General features: G+C 71.5%; 23 protein-coding genes, 1 tRNA gene and 2 pseudogenes. 11 read left to right on the top strand and 15 right to left on the bottom strand.

Going from position 1 to position 24,104, the window contains the following annotated elements; genetic code table 11:
• Positions 1-192, bottom strand: a pseudogene (locus tag B277_RS17395) (hypothetical protein); the annotation flags it as partial.
• 258 nt (positions 193-450) lie between these two features.
• Here B277_RS17395 and B277_RS06325 point away from each other — a divergent pair.
• Together B277_RS06325 and B277_RS06320 are read left to right on the top strand one after the other, a co-directional pair.
• A complete protein-coding gene (locus B277_RS06325; RefSeq protein ID WP_128276717.1) occupies positions 451-2,652 on the top strand; it encodes a DUF4185 domain-containing protein in 2,202 nt (733 codons plus the stop codon).
• A 76-nt stretch (positions 2,653-2,728) separates the two neighbouring features.
• Entirely contained in the window at positions 2,729-3,676 is a 948-nt protein-coding gene (locus tag B277_RS06320) for a transporter substrate-binding domain-containing protein (RefSeq protein WP_007926341.1), read from the top strand.
• Between the two features lie 59 nt (positions 3,677-3,735).
• Here the strand turns inward: B277_RS06320 and B277_RS06315 are convergent.
• The 6 genes from B277_RS06315 to dusB all read right to left on the bottom strand — a co-directional run bounded on the left by B277_RS06315 (position 3,736) and on the right by dusB (position 9,961).
• Positions 3,736-3,808 (bottom strand) — tRNA-Asn (locus B277_RS06315).
• Positions 3,809-3,872: 64 nt separating this feature from the next.
• On the bottom strand, positions 3,873-4,871 hold the full coding sequence (locus B277_RS06310) for an isopenicillin N synthase family dioxygenase (protein WP_007926340.1): 999 nt from the start codon (positions 4,869-4,871) through the stop codon (positions 3,873-3,875).
• A gap of 70 nt (positions 4,872-4,941) precedes the next feature.
• On the bottom strand, positions 4,942-6,279 hold the full coding sequence (locus tag B277_RS19805; RefSeq protein ID WP_338009737.1) for a hypothetical protein: 1,338 nt from the start codon (positions 6,277-6,279) through the stop codon (positions 4,942-4,944).
• Entirely contained in the window at positions 6,272-7,381 is a 1,110-nt protein-coding gene (gene dnaG, locus B277_RS19800; protein WP_338009736.1) for a DNA primase, read from the bottom strand. Before dnaG ends, B277_RS19805 begins: the two co-directional genes overlap by 8 nt.
• A gap of 87 nt (positions 7,382-7,468) precedes the next feature.
• Positions 7,469-8,698, bottom strand: coding sequence for a deoxyguanosinetriphosphate triphosphohydrolase (locus B277_RS06295; RefSeq protein WP_007926339.1), 1,230 nt, complete (start codon positions 8,696-8,698; stop codon positions 7,469-7,471).
• A 27-nt stretch (positions 8,699-8,725) separates the two neighbouring features.
• On the bottom strand, positions 8,726-9,961 hold the full coding sequence (dusB, locus tag B277_RS06290; protein WP_007926338.1) for a tRNA dihydrouridine synthase DusB: 1,236 nt from the start codon (positions 9,959-9,961) through the stop codon (positions 8,726-8,728).
• 49 nt (positions 9,962-10,010) lie between these two features.
• Between dusB and B277_RS06285 the strand changes: the two genes are divergently transcribed.
• From B277_RS06285 to B277_RS06275, 3 genes are read left to right on the top strand one after another with little or no spacing between them, the layout of a single operon-like run.
• Positions 10,011-10,658 carry a DUF1648 domain-containing protein gene (locus tag B277_RS06285; RefSeq protein WP_040880919.1) on the top strand — a complete coding sequence of 216 codons (648 nt, stop codon included), beginning with the start codon at positions 10,011-10,013 and terminating at the stop codon, positions 10,656-10,658.
• Positions 10,655-11,605: a cation diffusion facilitator family transporter gene (locus B277_RS06280; protein WP_007926335.1), complete on the top strand. Its 951-nt coding sequence runs from the start codon at positions 10,655-10,657 to the stop codon at positions 11,603-11,605. Before B277_RS06285 ends, B277_RS06280 begins: the two co-directional genes overlap by 4 nt.
• A complete protein-coding gene (locus B277_RS06275) occupies positions 11,602-12,423 on the top strand; it encodes a sulfurtransferase (RefSeq protein ID WP_007926333.1) in 822 nt (273 codons plus the stop codon). Before B277_RS06280 ends, B277_RS06275 begins: the two co-directional genes overlap by 4 nt.
• Before the next feature lie 91 nt (positions 12,424-12,514).
• Here B277_RS06275 and B277_RS06270 read toward each other — a convergent pair whose 3' ends face one another.
• Positions 12,515-13,261: an alpha/beta fold hydrolase gene (locus B277_RS06270; RefSeq protein ID WP_007926332.1), complete on the bottom strand. Its 747-nt coding sequence runs from the start codon at positions 13,259-13,261 to the stop codon at positions 12,515-12,517.
• Between the two features lie 4 nt (positions 13,262-13,265).
• Complete coding sequence (locus B277_RS06265; RefSeq protein WP_007926329.1) at positions 13,266-14,672, bottom strand: glycine--tRNA ligase; 1,407 nt, start codon at positions 14,670-14,672, stop codon at positions 13,266-13,268.
• Between the two features lie 60 nt (positions 14,673-14,732).
• Here B277_RS06265 and B277_RS06260 point away from each other — a divergent pair, with 60 nt between their 5' ends.
• Genes B277_RS06260 through B277_RS06240 form a run of 5 tightly spaced genes read left to right on the top strand, consistent with a single transcriptional unit; the run spans position 14,733 to position 18,213 of the window.
• On the top strand, positions 14,733-15,041 hold the full coding sequence (locus tag B277_RS06260) for a DUF6703 family protein (RefSeq protein ID WP_040880987.1): 309 nt from the start codon (positions 14,733-14,735) through the stop codon (positions 15,039-15,041).
• Positions 15,042-15,084: 43 nt separating this feature from the next.
• Complete coding sequence (locus B277_RS06255; protein WP_007926327.1) at positions 15,085-16,032, top strand: metal ABC transporter substrate-binding protein; 948 nt, start codon at positions 15,085-15,087, stop codon at positions 16,030-16,032.
• Positions 16,029-16,826 (top strand): metal ABC transporter ATP-binding protein, encoded by a 798-nt coding sequence (locus B277_RS06250; protein ID WP_238148003.1) that lies wholly within the window; start codon positions 16,029-16,031, stop codon positions 16,824-16,826. Before B277_RS06255 ends, B277_RS06250 begins: the two co-directional genes overlap by 4 nt.
• The gene (locus B277_RS06245) at positions 16,823-17,824 is read left to right on the top strand and encodes a metal ABC transporter permease (protein ID WP_007926325.1); all 1,002 of its coding nucleotides are present in this window, start codon (positions 16,823-16,825) and stop codon (positions 17,822-17,824) included. Before B277_RS06250 ends, B277_RS06245 begins: the two co-directional genes overlap by 4 nt.
• The gene (locus B277_RS06240; RefSeq protein WP_007926324.1) at positions 17,821-18,213 is read left to right on the top strand and encodes a Fur family transcriptional regulator; all 393 of its coding nucleotides are present in this window, start codon (positions 17,821-17,823) and stop codon (positions 18,211-18,213) included. The genes B277_RS06245 and B277_RS06240 overlap by 4 nt, the downstream gene beginning before the upstream one ends.
• Here B277_RS06240 and B277_RS06235 read toward each other — a convergent pair.
• The 3 genes from B277_RS06235 to recO all read right to left on the bottom strand — a co-directional run bounded on the left by B277_RS06235 (position 18,210) and on the right by recO (position 20,780).
• On the bottom strand, positions 18,210-19,172 hold the full coding sequence (locus B277_RS06235; protein ID WP_007926322.1) for a class II glutamine amidotransferase: 963 nt from the start codon (positions 19,170-19,172) through the stop codon (positions 18,210-18,212). The genes B277_RS06240 and B277_RS06235 overlap by 4 nt on opposite strands.
• Before the next feature lie 64 nt (positions 19,173-19,236).
• Complete coding sequence (locus tag B277_RS06230; RefSeq protein WP_007926320.1) at positions 19,237-20,022, bottom strand: isoprenyl transferase; 786 nt, start codon at positions 20,020-20,022, stop codon at positions 19,237-19,239.
• Positions 20,019-20,780 carry a DNA repair protein RecO gene (gene recO / locus B277_RS06225; RefSeq protein ID WP_007926318.1) on the bottom strand — a complete coding sequence of 254 codons (762 nt, stop codon included), beginning with the start codon at positions 20,778-20,780 and terminating at the stop codon, positions 20,019-20,021. The genes B277_RS06230 and recO overlap by 4 nt, the downstream gene beginning before the upstream one ends.
• A gap of 98 nt (positions 20,781-20,878) precedes the next feature.
• Between recO and B277_RS06220 the strand changes: the two genes are divergently transcribed.
• Positions 20,879-21,502, top strand: coding sequence for an alpha-ketoglutarate-dependent dioxygenase AlkB (locus tag B277_RS06220; RefSeq protein WP_007926316.1), 624 nt, complete (start codon positions 20,879-20,881; stop codon positions 21,500-21,502).
• Here the strand turns inward: B277_RS06220 and B277_RS06215 are convergent.
• From B277_RS06215 to leuA, 3 genes and pseudogenes are all read right to left on the bottom strand, one after another.
• On the bottom strand, positions 21,396-21,896 hold the full coding sequence (locus tag B277_RS06215) for a hypothetical protein (RefSeq protein WP_040880918.1): 501 nt from the start codon (positions 21,894-21,896) through the stop codon (positions 21,396-21,398). The genes B277_RS06220 and B277_RS06215 overlap by 107 nt on opposite strands.
• Positions 21,897-21,954: 58 nt before the next feature.
• A pseudogene (locus B277_RS18960) lies at positions 21,955-22,143 on the bottom strand (hypothetical protein); the annotation flags it as partial.
• Positions 22,144-22,328: 185 nt separating this feature from the next.
• Complete coding sequence (gene leuA, locus B277_RS06210; RefSeq protein ID WP_007926314.1) at positions 22,329-24,068, bottom strand: 2-isopropylmalate synthase; 1,740 nt, start codon at positions 24,066-24,068, stop codon at positions 22,329-22,331.
• Positions 24,069-24,104: the final 36 nt, after the last annotated feature.

The raw sequence follows: 24,104 nt of genomic DNA, 5'->3' as shown, positions 1-24,104 counted from the left end.
CAGCCGCCGTGAGTTGCGCGGGAGAATGGGCGAGCCCGCGAAACCAGAGCTCACCGCCTCAGCCTCGGTGCGGATCAACACGAACTCCACCGGAACATCGCCCCGTCCGATCGAGTCGAGCACCAGCCGTACTCGATCGCCCGCCTCCTGCCAATTCGGGCAATCCTCGATATGCAGCACCTGGATCTTCACACGCCCATTCTCCCGCGCAACTCACGGCGGCTGGCCACCCCGCACCTTCTTGATCAACACGCCCTAGGGGGTCCGGCACATCTCATAATCCGTCGGTCCTGGGTTCAAGCCCCAGTCGCCCCACCGAGTGGATTCCAGCACAGTGGTGCACGACGGACCAGAAGTCGGCGCTGCGCACTACGCTGCCCGGGGCGATCCATACGACCGACGTCGTCCGGCTCCCCATCACCCGCGGCGCAGGACTTCTCAGGAGAAGCGATGAGTTCCACCGATCCCGTCCGTCCGGGCTGGCGGCAGGTGCTGCCTCCAGCTGTCGCCGTGCTCCTGGCCGTCGTCGTGATCGGCGAGATCGCGTGGGCCGCCTACATCATCACCGGCTCCGACGATCTGGAGCCGCACGCCGTGCCCGCGGTCGTCGCCGCTGATCCTGTCGTGGCGGAGAGCGTGGCCCGGCACTACGACGCGCTGCCGGGCCGACCCGTCGACCTGCGTGCCGTGGCCGACGAGGACGCGGCACGGGCAGCCTTGGCCGACGGGTCCTCACGGGCGGCCCTCGTGGTCGATCTCGACGGGTCGACGGACCGACTGCTCCTGGCCTCGGCCAACGACGACGTCCTCGACGACGCCATCCGTGACCGCGTCGAGCGAAGCGAGCAGCGCATCAACCGGGAGGTCTCCGTCGAGACCGTCGGGTCGGCCGACGCGGACGAGCGACGAGAGGCGGCCCGCCTCGCCGTCGCTCTCGCCCTGCTCCTCGGCTTCCTCGTCGCCGTGGGCACGAGCCTGCGTGCGGGGCCGGTGGCCAGCGGCCTGCGGCAGGGGCTACGACGCCTCCTGGTCGTCGGCGTCCTGTCGGCCCTCGGCGGCGCCGTCATCGGGGTGCTCGCGCTGCGCGGCGACACGTGGGCCGTGGTGCTCGTACCGGCCACGGTGGCCGGGGCGAGCGCGGCGACCGCGCTCGCGCTCGAGGCGCTCTTCGGGTGGGCTGGCCTCGGGCTGGCCGTCGTCGCCTTCTTCGCCACGGGCGCACCCGTGCTCACCCGCGTGGACCGCTACCTCGTCGGCGAACCCTGGTCCAGCATCGCGACCCTCGGGCTGCCCGGAGCCGGGCTCGAGACCGCGACCGAGCTGAGCCTCCACGGGCGGCTCGCGCCGGAGCCGTCCGCCGTGGTCCTCGTGTGGCTCGTCACCGCACCGCTCGTCATCCTCCTCGCCCGGGTCGTGCGCCGGCGCCAGGAGGTGCCCTCCCCGGTCGACGACGACGGGATGCGCCACATCGGTGGGATGAATGGCTGGCGCATCCGGGTACTCGGGGTCGTCGCTCCGCTCACGGCGGCGATGCTCGTGCTCTCCTTCGTCGTGCCACGCGCCGAGGTCTCCGCTGCACCGCGGCTCGCCTCGCTCGCCGCCAGCGCGGACTGTGTGAGGTCAGACAGCGTGACGTCGGTCGCCGATCTCAACCGGATCGCCGCGATGCGCGGCACCGATGACTTCCGCGGGGGTGACGTCGGCGCCGACGCCCTGCTTCAGGACGGCCGGCGTGCCTGGCTCTTCGGCGACACCCTGCAGGACGGGGTGACGGGGTCCGGTTACGTCCGCAACTCGATGCTCGTCACGGACGAGAAGTGCATCCGGGCCGTCGTTCCGGAGAGCGGCGGGGCCCTCATCCCTGACCGGACAGGCGCGGGCGAGAACCCGGTCGGGTACTGGCCCATGTCGACGGTCGTCGACGAGCGCGCCGGCTACGACCTGCTCTACGTGACGACCCAACGCGTGCGCACCACCGGCTCGGACGCCTTCGGCTTCGAGAACCTCGGGCTGTCCGTCGCCGTCTTCGTCGTGCCCATCGGTGGGACCCCACAGCTCCTCGAGCGCCGTGACATCGGCCCGGACAGAGACGACCGAGACCACCCGACGTGGGGTGCGGCGACCACGCTCACCGGGCGTGGCGACGACCGGTGGCTGTACGTCTTCGGCACCGCGAACCCCGGCACCGACAAGGCGTGGGGCTACTCCCTTCGCGTGGCGAGGGTACGACCTGACGACTTCCTGGACCAGGACCGCTGGCGCTACTGGGACGGCTCGGAATGGTCCCGCGAGGAGGACGACGCCACCGAGATGATCCCCGCCAAGGACGGGGTCTCGCAGACGTTGAGCGTCTTCACCCAGGGCGACCGGTGGTACGCGCTCAGCAAGCGCAACGACCTGCTCGGCAGCGACATCACCGTGTGGAGCGCTGACTCCCCGACCGGCCTCTGGTCCTCGGGCACCGCGGTCAAGAGGATCCCGAAGGGCGGGACCGGCCAGGTGCGCTACATGCCTCTGGCCCACCCGACCCTCTTCCCGAAGGAGGGCAGCGTCGTCGCCTCGTACAGCACCAACGACACCAACAGCGAGCGGGTCGCCGCCGACCCGCTGCGGTACCGTCCCCAGTTCGTGGAGGTGCCACTTCCCCGATGATGTCCCTGCGGCGGGCTCCCACCCGATCCAGTGCGCGGGCCTGCGAGGATGGAGCCGTCCGACGAAGGGGGTAGATGTGCGCCGCACCGCCGTGCTGGCCTCGGCCGCGATCACCGCTGCCCTGGTGACGGGCTGCGTCCGCCCCGTCGACGTCGAGCCGACCGGCACCACCAGCGCGAGCCCGGGGTCGACCTCCACCCCGGCCCCCACGACGAGCCAGACGTCCGCGCTCCACCAGACCGACGCGCCGAGCTCGCTGCGGGTGGCCATCACCTTCGACCAGCCGGGGGTCGGGCTGCGCGAGGGCGACACCTACAGCGGGCTCGACGTCGACGTGGCCCGCTACGTCGCGCGCTACATCGGCGTGACCCGGATCAGCTTCGTCGAGGCGGTCACCGAACAGCGCGAGACCCTGCTCGCGACCGGGCAGGCCGACCTCGTGCTCGCGGCCTACTCGATCACCCCGGACCGGTCCGACGACGTGACCTTTGCCGGGCCCTACCTGTCCACCGGTCAGGGGCTGCTCGTGCGCTCCCGCAGTCGGATCCGCACGCCCGAGCAGCTCCCCGGTTTCACCGTGTGCAGCGTGCAGGGCTCGACCTCGACCGAGGAGCTCGTCGACAACCACCCCGGCCTGCACCTGACGGTTCAGCCTCGTCTGTCGGACTGCGTGGACCTGCTCAAGGAGAGCAAGGTCAACGCCGTGACGGCGGACGCCGCCGTGCTCTCCGGCTACGCCCGGGAGTCGTCCGCGCCCGACGTGCTCCGCACGAGCAGCACGACCTTCACCACGGAGCGCTGGGGTGTGGCGATGCGCCGCGACGACACGGACCTGTGCGAGGACGTCAACGATGCGTTGGCCGACATGGTCGAGACCGGGGCGTGGAAGCGCGCGGTCCGCAGCAACCTCGGCACGAGCTCTACGCTCCCCCGCCGGACCCTCACCCCGCCGAAGCTGCAGGCCTGCCCGGAGCCTCGTCCGTCGACCACCTCGAGCGACGGGTCGACCCCGACGTCGAGCTGAGCCCGCCCCGGCACGCCGAAGGCCCGCGGTCCGATCGGACCGCGGGCCTTCGTCTGGGGCTCCCCCACTTGGACTCGAACCAAGAACCCTCCGATTAACAGTCGAATGCTCTGCCAATTGAGCTATAGGGGATCGCGCCGAAGCGCTGCGCCACCATAGCAAGAAGGTGGCGCGGATACGAAAACGAGGGGGTCGATCAGCCCTCGCCCGCCAGCAGGTCGGCGTGGTGCCGGGCCGCGACGTCGGGGTGGGCCCGCAGCCGCGCCTTGAGCAGGTTGTCCCCGTAGCGCGCGGAGATGACGTTGGAGGCGTCCTGGGTGACCCCGCGAGCGCGCTCCGCGTACTCGGGACGAAGGGGGACGACCGGCACCTCGGCCGCGAGACCGGGGTTGAAGAAGAAGGGGATCGACAGCCGCTCGGTCCCGAGCGCGGGCGCGGTGACCCGGTGGGAGGTCGCCTGCAGGTAGCCGTCGGTCACCGCCTCCATGAGCTCGCCGATGTTGACGACGAAGCAGTCGTCGGTGGGCGGCACGTCGATCCACCCGTCGTCGGTCTGCACCTGCAGGCCGCCCTGGCCGGGCTCGATGAGGAGCAGGGTGAGGAAGCCGGGGTCCTTGTGGTCGCCGACGCCCTGGGAGGTCTCGACGGTGCCGGGATAGCGCACGATCTTCAGCAGCGTCGACGCGTCGTCGAAGGTCGCGTCGAAGTGGTCGGCGGGCGCGCCGAGCGCAAGCGCCCACTGCGACATCAGCCGGCGGCCGATGATGCCGAGCCGCTCGGTCCACGCCTCGATGACGGTGCGCAGCTGCGGCAGCGCGGCGGGCCACTGGTTGGGCCCGTCGAGCCGCAGGTAGGGCGGGTCGACGACGGTCCGCTCGGGCATCTCGGGGCCGATGTCGATCTGCTCGCGGTAGTCGACCTGCCCCTGGGTGAGCTCGCCGCCCAGCCGCGTCCATCCACGGAAGTGGGGGCTGTGGGTCATCTCGATCGCCCGCTTGTCCTCCTCCGGGAGGGCGAAGAAGGCCCGACCGGTGTCGAAGAGCTCGTCGACGACCGCGCGGTCGATGCCGTGGCGCAGGTGGAAGAAGCCGACCTCGTGCGTCGCGACCCGCAGCTGCTCCCGGAATCGCTCCTGCGCCTCGGGACCTGCGTCGAGGTCGGCCAGGTCGAGGACGGGCAGGGCATCACGCGTCATGTCCCCACCATAGGAAGGGCACCCCCGGCGATCGAGACCCGGTCAGCCCTCGGACGGCCGGGCGCACCGGTCAGGCCTGCCGGCCCACCTGCTCCGCGAGCCGGTCGGCGACCGCCTCCGTCGCCGCGACGAGCTCCGGGTCGTCGGGGTCGCACCCGCGTCCGACGATCGTCTGGGCCAGCACCACGTCGGAGGCGAGGTCACGACGCAGCACGACCCGCGCGCGGCGGGTGCGGTCGAGAGCGACCTCCTCGACGAGGACGATGCTCGCCTGCACGCGCTCTCGGAAGAGGTCCGGCACTCCCCCGGGCCGGGTGAGCCGCCACCGCCCGGCAGGCGATCCGTCGACCCAGGTGACGGACAGGACGTCGGTGTCGGGGTCCCAGCGGCCGCGGTCGACGAGGTGCCAGGGACGCCCTTCGTCGAGGTCTCCGCCGGGGACGACCAACCGCTGGGTCGTGATGACCACGACCTCCTCGTCGGCAGTCGCGGCCGTCGCGAGGACCCTCTCCCCCGCGAGCGTCGTCAGCCCCTCGGGCACGGGCACGGCCCGGGCTCGCGGTAGGCGGCTCCACAGGGCCATCACTGGACTCCTTCGCGCAGGGCGGCCCGCTCGCGCTCGAGGGACTGCAGGCTCAGCGACAGCTCGCGCAGCAACGCCTGGTCGGCCGTCGGGTCGGCGGCCAGGCGGCGCATCTGCGCCATGCCGTCGGAGATGCGCCGGCCGACGGCGACCTCCCGCACGCGCACGAGGAGCGAGCGGGTGTAGTGCGGCGGCGGCATCCTCGGTCGACGGGTCGTGGACCACCGGCAGCGGCGCGACCGACAGCTCGGCGACGAGCGAGGAGACGGCCAAGGGCGTCGCCTCGTCGATCCGCGCGTGCCACGCCGACAGGCTCTCGGACTCGCGCAGCGGCCCCACCTCGCGCACCGCGTCGAAGACCGCGCGGTGCGCCGGCGCGACGAAACCCTCGGGCTCGACGGCGTCGAGGTCCGCCGGGGTGAAGAGCGAGGGGTGCTGGAGCATCGACTGGAGCAGCTGGCGCTCGGCCAGGACGATCGGGTCGCGCAGGTCCGGGCTCGGTACCCCGGAGGCGGCCTCCCCGGCCGTCGGCTCGGGTGACTCGACCTCGCCGTGGCGGGCCTCCCCCTTCGCCTCCTCACGCGCCTGGATGCGACCGGCGCGGCTCACCGCGTCGCGCATCTGCTCGACCTCGACGCCGACCCAGCCGGCGACGGTCCGGACGTACTCCGGCCGCAGGGAGGAGTCACGGATGCTGTTGATGATCGGGGCGACGGCACCCATGCCCCGCACCCGCCCCTCGGCGGTGTCGAGGTCGAAGCGCGCCAAGGTCGTGCGGACCGCGAACTCGAACATCGGGACGGCGTCGGCGACCAGCTCACGCACCGCGAGGTCCCCCCTCGCGCAGCCGCAGATCGCAGGGGTCCATGCCCTCCCGGGCCACGGCCACGAAGCTCTGGCTGGCCCACTTGTCGTCCTGGGCGTAGGCCTTCATCGCCGCCTTCTGCCCCGCGGCATCACCGTCGAAGGTGAAGACCACCTTGGCCGGGGCGAGGTCGGCCTCGTCACGGACGATCCGCCGGATGACCTTGATGTGGTCCTCGCCGAAGGCCGTGCCGCACGTCGCGACCGCCCCCTCGACCCCCGACAGGTGCGCCGCCATGACGTCGGTGTAGCCCTCGACGACGACGACCTGGCGCTCGTCACGGATCGCCTTTTTGGCCAGGTCGAGCCCGTAGAGGACGGTGGACTTCTTGTAGATCGGCGTCTCGGTCGTGTTGAGGTACTTCGCCGCGATGCGGTCGTTGTCCCACAGCCGGCGCGCGCCGAAGCCGATCGTGTCGCCGGTGATGTCGCGTATCGGCCAGATGAGCCGTCCGCGGAAGCGGTCGTAGAGCCCGCGCGAGCCACGACCGCACAGACCGCCGACGGTCAGCTCCTCGTCGGTGAACCCCTTGGCCCGCAGGTGCCGGGCGAGCTCCTCGCCACCGCGCGGTGCGTAGCCGATGCCGAAGAGCTTGGCCTCCGGCGAGGCGAAGCCCCGCTCGCGCAGGAAGTCGCGCCCGATGCGCGCCTCGGGCGTCTCGAGGAGACGGGAGTGGTAGTACTCCGCGGCCACGCGGTGGGCCTCGAGCAGCCGCGACCGCTTGCCGAGCCCGACGCCGTCACGGGGGCCGCCCCCTTCGTCGTAGCGCAGCTCCATGCCGAGCTTGCCGGCGAGCCGCTCGACGGCCTCGGCGAAGGTCAGGTGGTCGAGCTTTTGCACGAAGGAGATGACGTCGCCGCCCTCGCCACAGCCGAAGCAGTGGTAGGCACCGACGGTCTCGCGCACGGTGAAGCTCGGCGTCTTTTCGTCGTGGAAGGGGCACAGGCCCTTCATCGACCCGATGCCGGCGGGGCGCAGCGAGACGTGCTCACGGACGACATCGGTGATCGAGGAGCGCTCCTTGACCGCCTGCACGTCCTCCGCGCGGATCCGTCCCGCCACTGCTCACCTCACACGCTCGACCCGGGTGCCGTCGAGTCTAGGTGGCCCGTCCGACAGCAGCCGCCCCAGGCCGAGGGCGGCCGCTCGTCAGCAGTGGGCCGCGTGCAGGGCGAGCGCGCGCACGTCGGTCAGGCCGGCGACCTGGTCGACGACGACCCGCAGCCGAGCCGTGTCGTCCGCGGCGAGGGCCAGGTCCGCGCTGAGGTCGGCGTCGAGCCGGCCCTCGGGGTCGGCCGCGAACCACGAGACCAGGTCAGCGACGACGGCCCGCTGGTGGGCGTACTCGCCGTCGCGCTCGCCGGAGAACATGACGAAGTGGGCGGCCACCGCCTTGAGCACCGCCACCTCGGCCCGCGAGTCGTCCGGCACGACGAGTCGGGCGTCGTAGCGCCCGAGGTCCCCCGGGCCGTGGACGGCCCGCGTCGCCTGCTCGGCGGCGTGGACGAAACGACCGATGAGCCGCGAGGTCATGTCCTTGAGCGCTGCGAGGTCGACCCGCGACCCGTCGTGCCGCTCGGGGACCGCGCCGGTCGCGAGGATCCGCTCGAGACCCTCACCGACGGCGTCACGGCCGAGGTCGGCGGCGAAGTGCCGCACCGCGGTGTCGAGGACGTCGTCGGTGTCGGCCGCGTCGCGCAGCCGCCGCAGGTCGAGCCGCCTCGAGGCGACTGCGTCCTCCACGTCGTGCACCGAGTAGGCGACGTCGTCGGACCAGTCCATGACATCGGCCTCGAGGCAGCGCACGAAGCCGCCGGGGCTCCCAGCACGCATCCAGTCGAAGACCGGCAGATCGTCCTCGTACACCCCGAACTTGGGGGTGGGCACGGGGCCACGACCGCGGCGCCACGGGTACTTGGTCGCCGCGTCGAGGCTGGCACGGGTGAGGTTGAGCCCGGCCGGGCGGCCGTCTGGGTGGACCCGCTTGGGCTCGAGGCGGGTGAGGATGCGCAGGGTCTGCGCATTGCCCTCGAAGCCGCCGATGTCGGCCGCGACCTCGTCGAGGGCCGTCTCGCCGTTGTGGCCGAAGGGAGGATGCCCCAGGTCGTGCGCGAGGCAGGCCACCTCGACGACGTCGGCGCGGCACCCCAGTGCGCCACCGAACTCCCGGCCGATCTGGGCCACCTCGAGGCTGTGTGTGAGTCGGTTGCGCACGAAGTCGTCGCTGCCCGGCCCCAGGACCTGGGTCTTCGCCGACAGGCGCCGCAGCGCAGCAGAGTGGATGAGGCGGCCGCGGTCCCGGGCGAAGTCGTCCCGGTCGGCGCGCTTGTGCACCGGGTCCTCGGAGACCCAACGCTCGCGATCGCTGAGGTTGCTCACGACTGTGAGCCTATGCGCACCTGGGGCTCAGCCGCCGTCGGCGACCGACTGCTCGGCGGCAGCGACCTGGGCGCGCTGGGCCTCGTCGAGGTCCTGCGAGGCCAGCCAGTTCTCCGGGAGCGCGACGACCCGGGAGGACCCGGCGCGACCACGCTGACCCTCCGCGGCGTCACCGGGCCACGGGCTGGACGCGTCCATCGTCTCGATGAGCCGGTCGAGGGCGGCGAGCGAGTCGACGAGCGCAAGCTGGTTGCGCACGGTCGAGCCGGCCGGGAAGCCCTTGAGGTACCACGCGATGTGCTTGCGGATGTCGCGGCAGGCGCGCAGCTCGTCGCCCCCGTAGAAGTCGGTGAGCAGCTCCGCGTGGCGTCGCAGGGTGGCGGTCACCTCGCCCAGGGTCGGGCGCACCCGCACCTGCGCACCGGCGAAGGCCGCGGACAGGTCGGCGAAGAGCCAGGGACGGCCGAGGCAGCCGCGACCGACGACGACGCCGTCGCAGCCGGTCTCCTCGACCATGCGCAGGGCGTCCTCGGCCGACCAGATGTCGCCGTTGCCGAGGACGGGCACCGACGTGACCGTCTCCTTGAGCAGCTTGATCGCCGACCAGTCGGCCTGCCCGGAGTAGGCCTGCGAGGCGGTACGGCCGTGCAGCGCGACGGCGGCGACGCCCTCCTCCACGGCGGCCGTCGCGGCCTCGAGGTAGGTGAGGTGCTCGTCGTCGATGCCCTTGCGCATCTTGACGGTGACGGGGACCTCCCCCTTCGCCCCCTCGGTGACCGCGGCGGAGACGATGGCCCGGAAGAGGTCGCGCTTCCACGGCAGGGCGGCGCCGCCGCCCTTGCGGGTCACCTTGGGCACCGGGCAGCCGAAGTTGAGGTCGATGTGGTCCGCGCGGTCCTCGGTGACGAGCATCCGCACGGCGGCGGCGGTCGTCGCCGGGTCGACGCTGTAGAGCTGCACGCTCCGCGGGCGCTCGTCCCCGTCGTGCTCGATGAGACGCATCGACTCGGGGGTGCGCTCGACGAGCGCGCGCGAGGTGACCATCTCGTTGACGTAGAGGCTGCTCGCGCCGGTGAGGCCGCTCGCGGCGAGTCCCGCGTCACCGGCTTCGCGGCACAGCCGGCGGAAGGCGCGGTTGGTGATGCCGGCCATCGGCGCGAGGACGACCGGCGAGTCGATGACGTGCCGGCCGATGCGAAGGGGAGGCAGCACGCGCTCCCCCGGGGTCGCCGGGGTGGTCTGGGCAAGGGCGGAGGTCGTCATCGCACCTCCCAGTGTCGCACCGGCGGGGCCGGCAGGGACAATCGTGGTCATGGCTCCGATCACCCCCGGGTACCGCCCCGTCATCGGCTGGGCGCTGCTGTGCCTGGCCCTCGGAGTGGTCGCCGTCGTCGTCGCGGTTGCCCGGTTCGCGGACCTGCCGGACCCGTACCCGACCCACTTCGGGCTCGGTGGCCGGGCGGACCGGTTCTCCCCCAGGTCGCGGGGTGCGGTGCTCGGCCCCGTCGTCGTGGGGCAGCTGAGCGGACTGGTCGTCACCGCCATGACGCTCGCCCTCCCCGACCGGGCGGCCCGCCTGCGCACCCCGCTGGCCGCCCTCGGGTGCGCGATCGGTGGTGGCATCGCCCTGATGTCGATCCAGCAGTACCTCGCTGCCGATGGCACGCCCGCGGCGTGGGGCTTCTGGGCCTTCCTCGTCCTCGTCCTGGCCACCACGGTGTGGCTCGTCGTCGTCAGCCTGCGGGTCGCGCGCACGGAGCTCGCCGACTCCCCCGACCGGGACCACTGGCGACTCGGCGGTCTCGTGTACGTGAACGCCGAGGACCCCGACGTCTTCGTCAGCAAGGCCGTCGGCCTCGGCACGACGCTCAACCTCGGCCGACCGATGGGGTGGATCGTCCTGGCCCTGGTGCTCGCACCCGCAGTCCTCCTCGTCGTGCTCGTCGGGACCCTGACGTGAGCCCCACCCCGCGCACCCACCTGGAGAGGTACGCCTGGCTGTCGATCGCCGCTGCCCTCGCGACGATCACGATGAAGACCGGCGCCTGGTGGGTCACCGGCTCGGTCGGCCTGCTCGCCGACGCCGCCGAGTCGATCGTCAACCTCGTCGCGGCGGTCGCGGCGCTCGTCGCCCTGCGCGTCGCCGCCCGGGCGGCGGACGACAACCACCACTTCGGTCACAGCAAGGCGGAGTACTTCTCCGCGGCGATCGAGGGCGCGATGATCTTCGTCGCCGCCTCCTTCATCATCTGGCAGTCGATCGGGCGCCTGCTCGACCCGCAACCCGTGGAGCGGGCTGGCGTGGGTCTGGCGATCTCGGTCGTCGCCTCCGTCGTCAACGGCGCGGTGGCGTGGGTCCTGCTACGTGCCGGCCGCCGTCACCGCTCGATCACCCTGCGGGCCGACGGCCAGCACCTGCTCACCGACGTGTGGACCTCCGTGGGCGTCGTCGTCGGCGTGCTCCTCGTCGTGCTCACCGGCCTCGACTGGCTCGACCCCGTCGTCGCGCTGCTCGTCGGGGCCAACATCATCTGGACCGGGTGGAGGCTCGTCTCCGAGTCCGGCCGCGGCCTCATGGACGAGGCGCTCGACCCGCAGGTCAACGCCCGCATCGCCGATGCACTCGCCCGGCACCGCACCGACGAGGTCGACATCCACGGCCTGCGCACCCGGGGAGCCGGTCACCTCTCCTTCGCCGACATGCACGTCCTCGTCCCCGGCGCCTGGTCCGTGCGCCGCGCCCACGACACCGTCGAGGAGATCGAGCACGCACTCGCGGAGGAGTTCGACGACCTCACGGTGACGATCCACATCGAGCCGCGCGAGGACCCGCGCGCCTACGACGACTTCGGTGACTACGAGGTCCCGATCCAGACCCTGCCCCATGACCCCGAGGAGCCCGCATGACCGCCCTGATCAACGCCGCCGACCTGCTGCACGAGATCGACGACGAGGACCTCGTCGTCCTCGACGTCCAGTACACCCTGACCGGCGACGGTCCCCGTCTGTACACCGAGGGCCACCTGCCGGGCGCTCCCTTCGTCGACGTCGACACGGTCCTGGCCGGCCCCGCCGGCGAAGGGGGACGACACCCCCTGCCCGACGTGGCGACGCTGCAGGCCGGACTGCGCACGGCCGGCCTCGGCGACGACTCCCGCGTCGTCGTCTACGACCAAGGCACCTCCCTGGGCGCCGCTCGCGCCTGGTGGGTGCTGCGCTGGGCCGGCGTCGAGGACGTGCGCGTCCTCGACGGTGGTCTCGCGGCGTGGCGGGCAGCAGGTGGCCCGGTCGTCACCCAGCCGGCGGCTCCCGAGGAGGGCGAGATCCACCTCGAGGCCGACCACCTCGTCGAGCTCGACGCCGAGGACGCCGTCGCCACGGCCAAGCTCGGCGTGCTCGTCGACGCGCGCTCGCCGGAGCGGTACCGCGGCGAGGCCGAGCCGATCGACCCGGTCGCCGGCCACATCCCCGGCGCGGTCAACGTCCCGATGAGCGACCTCGTCCAGCCCGACGGGCGGCTGCGGCCGGCCCGCGAGCTGCGCGAGCGGTTTGCCCGCGAGGGCATCGACGAGGTGACCGTCGTCGGCACGTACTGCGGCTCCGGCATCACCGCCGCCCACACCGCCCTGGCCCTGCACGAGGCGGGCGTCGACGCCGACGTCTACGTCGGCAGCTGGAGCGAGTGGATCACCGACCCGAGCCGCCCGGTGGCGACGGGCGCCTGATCCCGCCCTCCGCATTTCCCTAGGGAAATGCGCAGTGGCGACCGAAAGGGCCGCATTTCCCTAGGGAAATGCGGTCCTTTGGGGTGGCGACTCAGGCCGGCAGGCCGGAGACGAACTCCGCGATCGCCCGGGCCACGGGCAGCGGGTGGGTCATCGGCGCGAAGTGGGTGGCGCCGGGCACGTGGACGATCTCGAGGTCCTGCCGGAGGCGACGGGCCCTCCCTTCGCCGACCCGGAACTGGTCGAACTCACCGTTGATCGCGAGGATCGGCACGTCGACGTGCGTCAGGGACCGCAGGTCGACGCCGTCGATGACCGCGTCCCAGGCATCGGGGATCGCCTTGAGCCCGGGGCCCCGATCGATCACGCCGGTCGCCGTGCGCGCGCCGATGATGCGGCGCAGGGAGGCGGCATCGGTCTCCCCCAGCCGGTCGGCACGACGCTCGTCCTCGAGCCCGGCGCGCAGCGCGCTGCCGAAGGCGCGGTAGATCCCGGCCAGGCGTGAGCTCGGCTGGGCCGTCGAGCCCATGAGCACGAGACCGGCGATGACCATGTGGTGCCGCGCGGCCCACTCCATCGCGACGTACCCGCCGAGGCTGTGGCCGGCGACGACGACACGGTGCTGCGACGGGTCGAGGTCGGCGACTCCGGCGCCGACGACCTCGAGTGCCGCCTCCATCGTGAAGGGGACGTCGCTGCGGGTGCCGTGACCGGGCAGGTCGACGTGGTCGCAGACGATCCGCCCGAGCAGGGCCTCCTCGAGCGGGAGCCAGGCCGCCGCGTTGAGGCGGCTGCCGTGGACGAGGAGCAGCCGGATCGGCCGGGCCGACCCGCTCACGGGATCAGGACCCGAGCAGCTTGGGCGCGAGCCAGGCCTCGACCTGGTCGATCGAGACCCGCTCCTGGGCCATCGAGTCCCGCTCGCGGATCGTCACCGCGTTGTCCTCGAGGGTGTCGAAGTCGACGGTGATGCAGTACGGGGTGCCGATCTCGTCCTGACGGCGGTAGCGCTTGCCGATCGCCTGCGCGTCGTCGAAGTCGACATTCCAGTTCTTGCGCAGCTGGGCGGCGAGGTCGCGGGCCTTGGGCGAGAGGTCGGCATTGCGCGACAGGGGCAGCACGGCCGCCTTGACCGGCGCCAGCCGGTGGTCGAGCCGCAGGACGGTGCGCTTGTCCACCCCACCCTTGGCGTTGGGGGCCTCGTCCTCGGCGTAGGCGTCGACGAGGAAGGTCATGATCGAGCGGGAGAGGCCGGCCGCCGGCTCGATGACGTAGGGGGTGTAGCGCTCGTTGTTGGCCTGGTCGTAGAAGACGAGGTCGGTGCCCGAGTGCTTGCTGTGGCTCGTCAGGTCGAAGTCGGTGCGGTTGGCGATGCCCTCGAGCTCACCCCACTCGCTGCCGGCGAAGTTGAAGCGGTACTCGATGTCGACGGTGCGCTTGGAGTAGTGGCTGAGCTTTTCTTGCGCGTGCTCGTAGTGGCGCAGGTTGTCGGGGTTGATGCCGAGGTCGGTGTACCAGCGGGTGCGCTCGTCGATCCAGTACTGGTGCCAGTCCTCGTCCTCGCCCGGCTTGACGAAGAACTCCATCTCCATCTGCTCGAACTCACGGGTGCGGAAGATGAAGTTGCCCGGCGTGATCTCGTTGCGGAAGGACTTGCCCGTCTGCGCGATGCCGAAGGGCGGCTTCTTGCGCGAGGTCTGCAGGACGTTGTTGAAGTTGATGAAGATGCCCTGCGCGGTCTCCGGGCGCAGGTAGTGCAGCCCGGACTCGTCCTCGATGACGCCGAGGTAGGTCTTGAGCATCATGTTGAACTCGCGGGCCTCGGTCCACTGACCGCGGGTGCCGCAGTCGGGGCAGACGATCTCGCTCATGGGGATGCTGTCGGGGTCGACCTCCTCCCCCTTCTTCGCCGCCTTGTCTGCCACGGCCTCCTGGAGGTGGTCCTGGCGGTGGCGCTTGTGGCAGTTGAGGCACTCGGTCAGCGGGTCGCTGAAGGTGCCGACGTGACCCGAGGCGACCCAGGTCTCACGCGGCAGGATGATCGAGGAGTCGAGACCGACGACGTCGTCGCGGCCGGTGACCATCGACTTCCACCACTGGCGCTTGATGTTTTCCTTCAGCTCGACGCCGAGGGGTCCGTAGTCCCACGCGGAGCGCGTCCCGCCGTAGATCTCGCCGCAGGGGAAGACGAAGCCCCTGCGCTTGCACAGGTTGACGACGGTGTCCACGGTGGAGGTCTGCTTGGCCATGTGGGAGAGGTTATCCGCCGCGGTGGCGTGGGGCCGCATCGGCCCGCTTACCCTGTGGGGGTGCCCAGCAGTCCCCAGCCCCGCCCCGAGCCCGTCGCGACCAACGCCGTCGAGCGGGCGAGCCTGCCCCTGACCCGTCTCATCGCGCGGCTGCCCCCGCTGGTCCCGATCGCCGTGGTCTTCCTCCTCGTGCTCGTCGGGTCCTTCCTCGGCCCCTGGGGCGCGATCCCGCTCGGCCTCGTCGTGCTCTTCCTCGTGTGGATGCTCGCGCTGAGCTGGCCCCGCCTCACCCGCAGCGAGGTGCTCATGCGGGTCGCCGTCATCGTGCTCGTCCTCGGCCTGACGGTCATCAAGATCTTCCCCCGCTGAGCGGGTTTGACAACGGTTCTCACCTTCACTGAGAATCGTTCTCATGAAGATGCGCCACCGCCTCCCGCTCCTCGTCTCCGCCGCGATCCTCGCCGTCACCGGCTGCGCTACCGGCGATGACGGGGGCAGCGGCAGTGACGGGCGCCTGTCCGTCGCGACGAGCTTCTACCCCCTCCAGCACGCGGCCGAGCAGGTCGGCGGCGAGCACGTCGAGGTCACCAACCTCACCAAGCCCGGCGCCGAGCCGCACGACCTCGAGCTGACCCCCAAGCAGGTCCTCGAGGCGACCAAGGCCGACGCCCTCGTCTACCTGGCGGACTTCCAGCCGTCGGTCGACGACGCCGCCGCCGAGGCCGGCGACAGCGCGATGGACGTCTCCCCCTTCGCCCGGCTCGACATCGAGAGCGACGAGCACGAGGGGCACGACCACGAGGAAGGCGAGGAGGGACACGCCGGACATGATCATGGCGGCACCGACCCGCACTTCTGGCTCGACCCGACGCGGTACGCCGACGTCGTCGACGCGATCGGCGAGCGCTTCGCCGAGGCCGACCCGGAGCACGCCGCGGACTACCGCGCCAACGCCGAGGCCTTCTCGAAGCAGCTGACGCAGCTCGACGAGGACCTGACCGAGGGCCTCCAGGACTGCACGAGCACCGACCTGGTGACGGGGCACTCGGCCTTCGCCTACTTCGCCGACCGCTACGGTTTCCACCAGGAGTCGGTGAGCGGGCTGACCCCCGGCGCCGAGCCCAGCCCGACCGCGCTCGCCGACCTCATCCAGCACATCAAGGACGAGAAGATCACCACTGTGTACGCCGAGACGCTCGTGCCCCAGGACACCGCGGACACCATCGCCCGCGACACCGACGCCGAGGTCGCCGTCCTCGACCCGCTCGAGGGGCTGACCGATGCCTCCGCCGGCGACGACTACCTGTCGGTCATGCGCAGCAACCTCGCGACCGTCCAGCAGGGCCAGGGGTGCTCGTGACCGACCCCGCACCCGTCATCGAGCTCGAGGGCGCCGCCTTCGGCTACGACGACCGCACCATCGTCAGCGGTCTCGACCTCACCGTCCGTCGCGGTGAGGTCGTCGCCGTGCTCGGCCCCAACGGCGCCGGCAAGTCGACGCTCGTCAAGGGGCTGCTCGGCCTCTCCGACCTCCACGGTGGCCGGGCCCGGGTGCTCGGGCACGACATCGGCACCCCGGGCGCCCGCGCCGGCATCGGCTACGTGCCGCAGCGGCACACCCTCGCCTCGGCGGTGCGGGCCACGGCCGCCGAGATCGTCACCATGGGCCGCACCGTGCGCACCCCGTGGTGGGCGCCGTGGCGCATCCGCGACGGGGCGAGCCGCGAGACGGTGCGCGGGGCCCTGTCCGTCGTCGGCCTCGCCGACCTCGCCGACCACGACGTCGCCACGCTCTCCGGTGGCCAGCAGCGCCGCGTGCTCATCGCCCGCGCCATCGCGAGCCAGCCCGACGTCTTCCTCATGGACGAGCCGACCGCCGGCGTCGACCGCGGCCACCAGGCCGTGCTCGTCGCCGTGATGCGCCGCCTCGTCGAGCGCGGCGCGACCCTCGTCATCGTCACCCACGAGCTCGACGCCCTCGCCGACATCGTCACCCGCACCGTCGTCGTGCGCGGCGGCGGCATCCAGCAGGACTGCGCGCCGGCGCAGCTCGCCGCCGGCGAGCAAGCGCACACGCACCACTCCGACGAGGGGGCGGCACCCCCTTCGACCGTGCCGACGACGATCATCACGACGAAGGGGGGACCCCGGTGACCGACCTGCTCGCCCTGGAGTTCATGCGCAACTCGCTCATCGCAGCCCTGCTCGTCGGGGCATCGGCACCGCTCGTCGGGGTCTTCCTCGTCCAGCGCGGCATGTCGCTCATCGGTGACGGCATGGGGCACGTCGCCCTCGCCGGCGTCGGCATCGGGGTGCTCACGAGTACCTCCCCCGTGCTCACCGCCCTCGTCGTGGTCGTCGTCGCCGCCGTCGCCATCGAGGTGCTGCGCCACGTCGGGCGCACCGGGGGCGACCTCGCGCTCGCGGTGATGTTCTACGGCGGCCTGGCTGCCGGCGTCGTCATCATCGCCAAGGCACCCGAAGGGTCGGCGTCCAACCTGCAGGGCTACCTCTTCGGCGCGCTGACGACCGTCTCGCCGAGCGACCTCGTCCAGTTCGCCGTGCTCGCCGCCGTCGTCGTCGTCACGGTGCTCGTGCTGCGCGAGCGGCTCTTCGCCGTCGCCCAGGACGACGAGTACGCCCGCGCCTCCGGGCTGCCCGTGCTCGCGACCAACATCCTGCTCGCCGTGCTCACCGGTGTCACCGTCGTCATCTCGATGCGGGTCATCGGCCTGCTGCTCATCAGCGCGCTGATGATCCTGCCCAATGCGACCGGCCAGCAGCTCGGCCGATCCTTCCGCGGCGGTCTGGTGTGGGCGGTGCTCGTCGGCATGCTCACGAGCGTCGGCGGCGTCGTCACGAGCTTCTACGCCGACACCCCCTCCGGCGCGACGATCGTGCTGCTCGCCATCGCCGTCTTCGTCACCTCGGCCGCCGCCGGCGGGACCGCTCGCGCGCTCGCCCGGCGCCGGCACCACACCGCCGAGGCGCACGAGCACGTGCACTGGGAGGAGTGCGGCCACGAGGTCGTCCTCCACGGAGACCACGTCGACTACCTGCACGACGGCCACCGGCACGCCCGCCACGGCGACCACTGGGACGAGCACGACCCCGACCACACCGACAGCGAGCTCGAAGGGAGCCACCGATGACCGACACCCGCACCCGCCGCCCCACCCGGCAGCGCACCGCGATCGAGGCCGACGTCGACCGGTCCGACGAGTTCCGCTCCGCCCAGGAGATCCATGCCAGCCTCGTCGCCGGCGGCGACAAGATCGGTCTGGCGACGGTCTACCGGACCCTCCAGGCCATGGTCGACGAGGAGGCGCTGGACTCCCTGCGCACCGACGACGGCGAGATCGTCTACCGCCGGTGCAGCACCGGGCACCACCACCACCTCGTCTGCCGCGACTGCGCCCGGACCGTCGAGGTCGAGGGTCCGGCCGTCGAGCGCTGGGCCGACAAGGTGAGCGCCGAGCACGGCTTCAGCGACGTGTCGCACACGCTCGAGCTCTTCGGCCGCTGCGGGGACTGCGGCTAGGGCGCCGGCGGCAGGCTCAGCTCGCGCACCGAGCGCGTGACGCGCCCCTCCTCCCTCGTGAGGAACATGATCGAGCCGTAGTCCAGCGGCAGCCAATCCTCGCCGTCCTCGGTGAGGGGCTCGGAGGCGAAGATCGCCGCGGTGGCGTCGTCCTGCGTGCACTCCTCGAAGCCGTACGATCCCTCGGCCTGCTCGAAGTTGCGGCCGAGCAGCACGTACATCGGCTCCAAGAGCATGCCGAGGTCGAAGTCGTCGGTGCCCGCAGGTGCCGTGCGCAGCTCGCGCCAGTCGCCCGCCGGGTCCACCTCGCCGTGGTGCCCGAGACCCCAGTTGATCCCGATGATGCGCCCCGGCGAGACCAGGGCCATCTTGAGCTTGGTCAGGCCCGGCAGCTGCAGCGTCGACATCGCGTCGGCGACGAGCCGGACCAGCTGCTCGACGGCCCGCTGGACGTGCTCGTCGCTCTCGCCCTCGAGCAGGGACAGCAGCAGCACGGCGAGGAACTCGGTGTCCGTCGTGCCGCGCATCTGCGTGAGGTACTCGTCGCGGCAGTGCTCCAGCAGCTCGCGCTGCAGCACCTGCCAGCCCGGCAGATAGCCGTTCTGCGCGACGAGCCAGGGCGCCCCCTCGAAGAAGAAAGGGTGGCAGTTTTCGTCAGCCAGCACGACCTGGGAGTCGTAGGCCGCGGCCCGCACGTGCGCGAGCATGGTGTTGGCCAGGAGGCTCGGGATCAGGCTCGCCGCGTTGTCATCGTAGAAGGCCGCCATCGGCCGGCGGTAGATGAGGGGCTCGTCCGGCTTGAGCAGGTGGTCTCCCCACGCTCCGAAGCCCCAGCCCGCGAGTTGGAGCTCGGGGTGACGCTCCGGGTCGAGCGCCTGGTTGACCAGGCTGTTGTCCGGCGTGAGCAGCAGGCTCTCGAGCGGGATCTCCGGCCCGACGTAGGCAAGGACTCGGCACATGTGCGACCTCTCGGTGGTGGATCACCGTGCAGCGGTGCACGGGTCTCGTCACCCTAGGCGACCCTCAGGTGCCGTCCGTCGGCGCGTCCACCGCGCCGCCGTACCGGCGTTCGCGCCGGGCATACGTCTCGATGGCCTCCCACAGGTGCCGCCGGTCGTAGTCGGGCCACAGGGTGTCCTGGAAGACCATCTCGGCGTAGGCCGACTGCCACAGCAGGAAGTTGCTCGTGCGCTGCTCCCCCGAGCTGCGCAGGAAGAGGTCGACGTCGGGCATGGTCGGCTCGGTGAGGTAGCGCGCGATGGTGCGCTCGTCGATGCCCGAGCCCTTGAGCCGGCCCGCCTTGACGTCCTCGGCGATCCGCCGCACGCCGTCGGCGATCTCGGCGCGACCGCCGTAGTTGACGCAGAAGTACAGCGTCATCGCGTCGTTGTCCCGGGTCATCTCCTGGGCGATCTCGAGCTCCTTGATGACCGAACTCCACAGCCGCGGGCGGCGGCCGACCCACCGCATGCGCACCCCCCAGGCGTGCAGCTGGTCGCGCCGGCGGCGGATGACGTCCCGGTTGAAGCCCATGAGGAAGCGCACTTCCTCGGGCGAGCGACGCCAGTTTTCCGTCGAGAAGGCGTAGGTCGAGAGGTGCTTGACCCCGATGTCGAGCGCGCCGGCGACGACGTCGAGCAGCGCCCCCTCACCGGCCTCGTGCCCCTTGGTCCGCGGCAGGCCGCGCTGGTTGGCCCACCGGCCGTTGCCGTCCATGACGATCGCGACGTGCCCGGGCACGAGATCGGCAGGCACGGGCGGGGGCGTCGCTCCGCTCGGGTGGGCGAAGGGGGTCTCGTAGCGGCTCATCCGGTCCTCTGCGCTGGGGTGGGGTGGGTGGGCGTGCGGTCGACGTGACGAAGGGAGAGCACCCCACGCTCGAGGTGCCACTGGAGGTAGGCGGCGGTCAGGCCAGCGCCCTCGCGGCGGTGCCGCTGCTCGGAGGCATCCGCGACGACCCAGTCGCCGACGAGCAGCGCGGCGAGGAGCTCGAGGGTCTCGGGGGCGGGCGCGGACGACCCGGGCACACGACAGCTGCGGCAGAGCACGCCGCCGTGCGCGACGTGGAAGGCGCGGTGCGGGCCCTCGTCGCCGCACTGGGCGCAGTCGTGGAAGCTCGGCGCCCAGCCCGCGATCGCGAGAGCGCGCAGCAGGTAGGCGTCGAGGACGAGCTCGGCCGCGTGGTCGCCCTGGGCGAGGGTCCGCAGCGCTCCCGCGAGCAGGCGGTACTGCTGCACGGACGGCTCGCGCTCCTCGGTGAGCCGGTCGGCGGTCTCGAGGATCGCGGTCGCTGCCGTCCACCGCGAGTAGTCCCGGGCCAAGGCATCGCCCCACGGGTCGAGCGACTCGGTCTGGGTCACGGTGTCGAGGTTGCGGCCCTCGTAGCACTGGAGGTCGACGTGCATGCCCGGCTCGAGGCGGGCGCCGAACTTCGACTTCGTCCGGCGCACCCCCTTGGCCACCGTGCGGATCTTGCCACGGCCCCGCGTGAGCACGGTGATGATCCGGTCGGCCTCACCCAGCTTGTGGGTGCGCAGCACGACTCCGGAGTCGCGGTAGAGGGGCATGGCTCCATTGTCTCCCTTCGCCCTGACAGCGCGCCGACCCCACGCCGCGCCCGCACAACAAGTCGAACATTTGTTCGACCCACTGCTATGGTCTGAACATGCAGGCGCTCCAGTCCTCGCTCTTCGACACAGCCGACTCCCCCACGCTCGGTGACCTCGCGCGGCGCCATCGGCGCTACCTCGACGGCACGGCGTGGGTCGACCTGCTGCCCGGGTGGGCGTGCGGCAGCGACGAGGTCCTCGACGCCCTGCTCCACGACGTCCCGTGGCGGGCCGAGCGCCGTCGGATGTACGACTCGGTCGTCGACGTCCCTCGTCTGACCTGCTTCTACGCCGCAGGCGAGAGCCTCCCCCACCCACTGCTCACCGAGATGCGTGAGCAGCTCTCGGCGCACTACGCGACCGAGCTGGGTGAGCCCTTCGTCACAGCGGGGCTGTGCCTCTACCGCGACGGGCAGGACTCCGTCGCCTGGCACGGGGATCGCATCGGCCGCAGCCGCGAGCAGGACACGATGATCGCCATCGTCTCCCTCGGCTCCGCGCGGCACCTCTGCCTGCGCCCACGCGAGGGCGGGCCCTCGCAGCGGGTCGCGCTCGGCCACGGCGACCTCGTCGTCATGGGCGGCGCCTGCCAGCGCACCTGGGAGCACGCGGTACCCAAGACGAGCGCTCGGGTCGGGCCGAGGGTGTCGATCCAGTTCCGCGTCGCCGGGGTGCGCTGAGCCGGACCCAGTCGACGAGTCCGCGCAGGTCCGCGACGAGGTCGTCGGGCTGCTCGAGCGCCGCGACGTGGCCCCCGTGGTCGAGGTCGGTCCAGCGCACGATCGCGTTGCTCTGCTCGGCGCAGCGCCGGATCGAGATGTCCTCGGCCGCCACGAGCACCCCGGTCGGCACGCCCGAGGGGGCGAAGGCTGTGGGGTCGGCGAAGAGGCTCCCGTACTGCGCGTAGACGACGTCCGCCGCCGACGCCGCCGTGCGGGTGAGCCAGAAGAGCAGCACGCCGGCCAGGTGCCGGGCGCGGAGGTGCGGCTCCTCGAGCGGGGCCTCGTCGTGGGTCCACTCGACGACCTTGTCGACGATCCAGGCCAGTTGCCCGGCCGGCGAGTCCTCGAGCACGTCGCTCGGAGCGCACGTGGACGAAGTGGATGCGGGCGCCGTCGATGCGGATCGTCAACTGCGGCAGGCGGTTGAGGTCCGCAGCGACCCGGTGCGGGTCGAGTGCCGCCAGGTCGTCGCCCACCGCCTCTCCTCGGCGACGGGCACTCCCTTCGCCCGGCCGTGGTCGCCGGGCAGCTGCTGCGGCCAGCCGCTCACGCAGGTCGCGCACGGCGTCGTCGTCGATCTCGAGGGTGAAGCGGTCCATCGGTGGGTCCGCCCGTGGGGTGCTGGTGCGCACGACGCCAGGCAGGCATGCGGACACGATCTGTCACCGTCGCCGGGCCCTCAGGAGTCACTCTCGACAAGAGAAACCCCAGCTTCGCAAGGGTTCGGGACCCTTGCGAAGCCGGGGTTCCTCGGGTGACCCGGAAACCGTGGGGCGGGTGGGCGTCAGACCTTCGCCGCGTCCCGCTCGGCGCGGTTGACCGCCGACAGGATCGCGCGGAGCGAGGCCTTGACGATCGAGTCGTGCAGGCCGACGCCCCACAGGACCCGTTCGCCGACGGCGCACTCCACGTAGGCGGCGGCGCGGGCGTCGCCACCGGCGGAGAGGGCATGCTCGGCGTAGTCGAGGACCCGCACGTCCACACCGAGGGGAGAAAGGGCGTCGAGGAAGGCGGCGATCGGGCCGTTGCCGCTGCCGGAGATCTCGACCTCCTGGCCGGCGTCGAGGATGTGCCCTTCGATGCGGTCCAGACCGGAGTCCTCACCGGTGAGCGTGGAGCGCACGGGCTGGAAGCGTCCCCAGCCGTCCTTGTCCTCGCTGTGCAGGTACTCGTCGTTGAAGACCTCCCACAGCGCGAGACCGCTCATCTCGCCGCCGTCGCTGTCGGTCTTGCGCTGGACGACGGCCGAGAACTCCATCTGCAGGCGACGCGGCAGGTCGAGGCCGTGCTCGGACTTCAGCAGGTAGGCGACGCCACCCTTGCCCGACTGGGAGTTGACGCGGACGACCGCCTCATAGGACCTGCCGATGTCGTGCGGGTCGATGGGCAGGTAGGGCACGCCCCAGTCGATGCCGTTGACGTCGGTGCCGGCCTCCTTGGCCCGCACCTCCATGTCCTCGAAGCCCTTCTTGATCGCGTCCTGGTGCGAGCCGGAGAAGGCGGTGTAGACGAGGTCGCCACCCCACGGGTGCCGCGGGTGCACCGGGAGCTGGGTGCAGTGCTCGACGGTGCGCCGGATCTCGTCCATCTGCGAGAAGTCGACCTGCGGGTCGATGCCCTGGCTGAAGAGGTTCATGCCCAGCGTCACCAGGTCGACGTTGCCGGTGCGCTCGCCGTTGCCGAAGAGGCAGCCCTCGATGCGGTCGGCGCCGGCGAGATAGCCGAGCTCGGCGGCCGCCACCCCTTCGCCGCGATCGTTGTGCGGGTGGAGCGACAGCACGACCGACTCGCGACGCTCGAGGTGACGGCTCATCCACTCGATGGAGTCGGCGTAGACGTTGGGCGTGGCCATCTCGACCGTCGCCGGCAGGTTGATGATCATCTTGTGGTCCGGCGTCGGGTCGATGATGTCGATGACCTCGTTGCAGATCCGCGCGGCGAAGTCGAGCTCGGTGCCCGTGTAGGACTCCGGCGAGTACTGGTAGTAGACGTCGGTGTCGGGGATGGTCTCCTCGAGCTTCTTGCACAGCCGCGCACCCTGCAGGGCGATGTCGACGATGCCGTCCTGGTCGGAGTTGAAGACCACGCGCCGCTGCAGGACGGACGTCGAGTTGTAGAAGTGGACGATCGCGGTCTTGCTGCCGGCGATGGCGTCGAAGGTCTTTTCGATGAGGTGGTCGCGGCACTGCGTGAGCACCTGGATCGTCACGTCATCGGGGATGTGCCCGCCGTCGATGAGCTGACGACAGAAGTTGTAGTCGGTCTCGCTCGCGCTCGGGAAGCCGACCTCGATCTCCTTGTAGCCCATCTTGACGAGCAGCTGGAACATCTGCAGCTTGCGGTCGGCGTCCATCGGGTCGATGAGAGCCTGGTTGCCGTCGCGCAGATCGACCGCGCACCAGCGCGGGGCCTGCGTCATGACCCGGTCGGGCCAGGTGCGGTCGGGAAGCTCGACGGAGATCTGGTCCTGAAAGGGGACGTACTTGCGCACCGGCATCGAGGTGGGCTGCTGGGGGTGGATCATGCTCTGTCCTTCGTCACGTGTGGTCTGTGCTGGTCG

The organism is Janibacter hoylei PVAS-1, from assembly GCF_000297495.1.
GTDB classification, from domain to species: domain Bacteria; phylum Actinomycetota; class Actinomycetes; order Actinomycetales; family Dermatophilaceae; genus Janibacter; species Janibacter hoylei.
Note: the sequence above shows the minus strand (reverse complement) of the source record. Positions and strands in the feature narration are given on the sequence as shown.

What these genes read in the sequence shown, in the direction of transcription:
- B277_RS06325 (WP_128276717.1), top strand. Translation starts at nt 451, where the DNA reads ATGAGTTCCACCGATCCCGTCCGTCCGGGCTGGCGGCAGGTGCTGCCT.
- B277_RS06310 (WP_007926340.1), bottom strand. Translation starts at nt 4,871, where the DNA reads ATGACGCGTGATGCCCTGCCCGTCCTCGACCTGGCCGACCTCGACGCA.
- dusB (WP_007926338.1), bottom strand. Translation starts at nt 9,961, where the DNA reads ATGACGACCTCCGCCCTTGCCCAGACCACCCCGGCGACCCCGGGGGAG.
- B277_RS06285 (WP_040880919.1), top strand. Translation starts at nt 10,011, where the DNA reads ATGGCTCCGATCACCCCCGGGTACCGCCCCGTCATCGGCTGGGCGCTG.
- B277_RS06275 (WP_007926333.1), top strand. Translation starts at nt 11,602, where the DNA reads ATGACCGCCCTGATCAACGCCGCCGACCTGCTGCACGAGATCGACGAC.
- B277_RS06265 (WP_007926329.1), bottom strand. Translation starts at nt 14,672, where the DNA reads ATGGCCAAGCAGACCTCCACCGTGGACACCGTCGTCAACCTGTGCAAG.
- B277_RS06255 (WP_007926327.1), top strand. Translation starts at nt 15,085, where the DNA reads ATGAAGATGCGCCACCGCCTCCCGCTCCTCGTCTCCGCCGCGATCCTC.
- B277_RS06240 (WP_007926324.1), top strand. Translation starts at nt 17,821, where the DNA reads ATGACCGACACCCGCACCCGCCGCCCCACCCGGCAGCGCACCGCGATC.
- B277_RS06235 (WP_007926322.1), bottom strand. Translation starts at nt 19,172, where the DNA reads ATGTGCCGAGTCCTTGCCTACGTCGGGCCGGAGATCCCGCTCGAGAGC.
- B277_RS06230 (WP_007926320.1), bottom strand. Translation starts at nt 20,022, where the DNA reads ATGAGCCGCTACGAGACCCCCTTCGCCCACCCGAGCGGAGCGACGCCC.
- recO (WP_007926318.1), bottom strand. Translation starts at nt 20,780, where the DNA reads ATGCCCCTCTACCGCGACTCCGGAGTCGTGCTGCGCACCCACAAGCTG.
- B277_RS06220 (WP_007926316.1), top strand. Translation starts at nt 20,879, where the DNA reads ATGCAGGCGCTCCAGTCCTCGCTCTTCGACACAGCCGACTCCCCCACG.
- leuA (WP_007926314.1), bottom strand. Translation starts at nt 24,068, where the DNA reads ATGATCCACCCCCAGCAGCCCACCTCGATGCCGGTGCGCAAGTACGTC.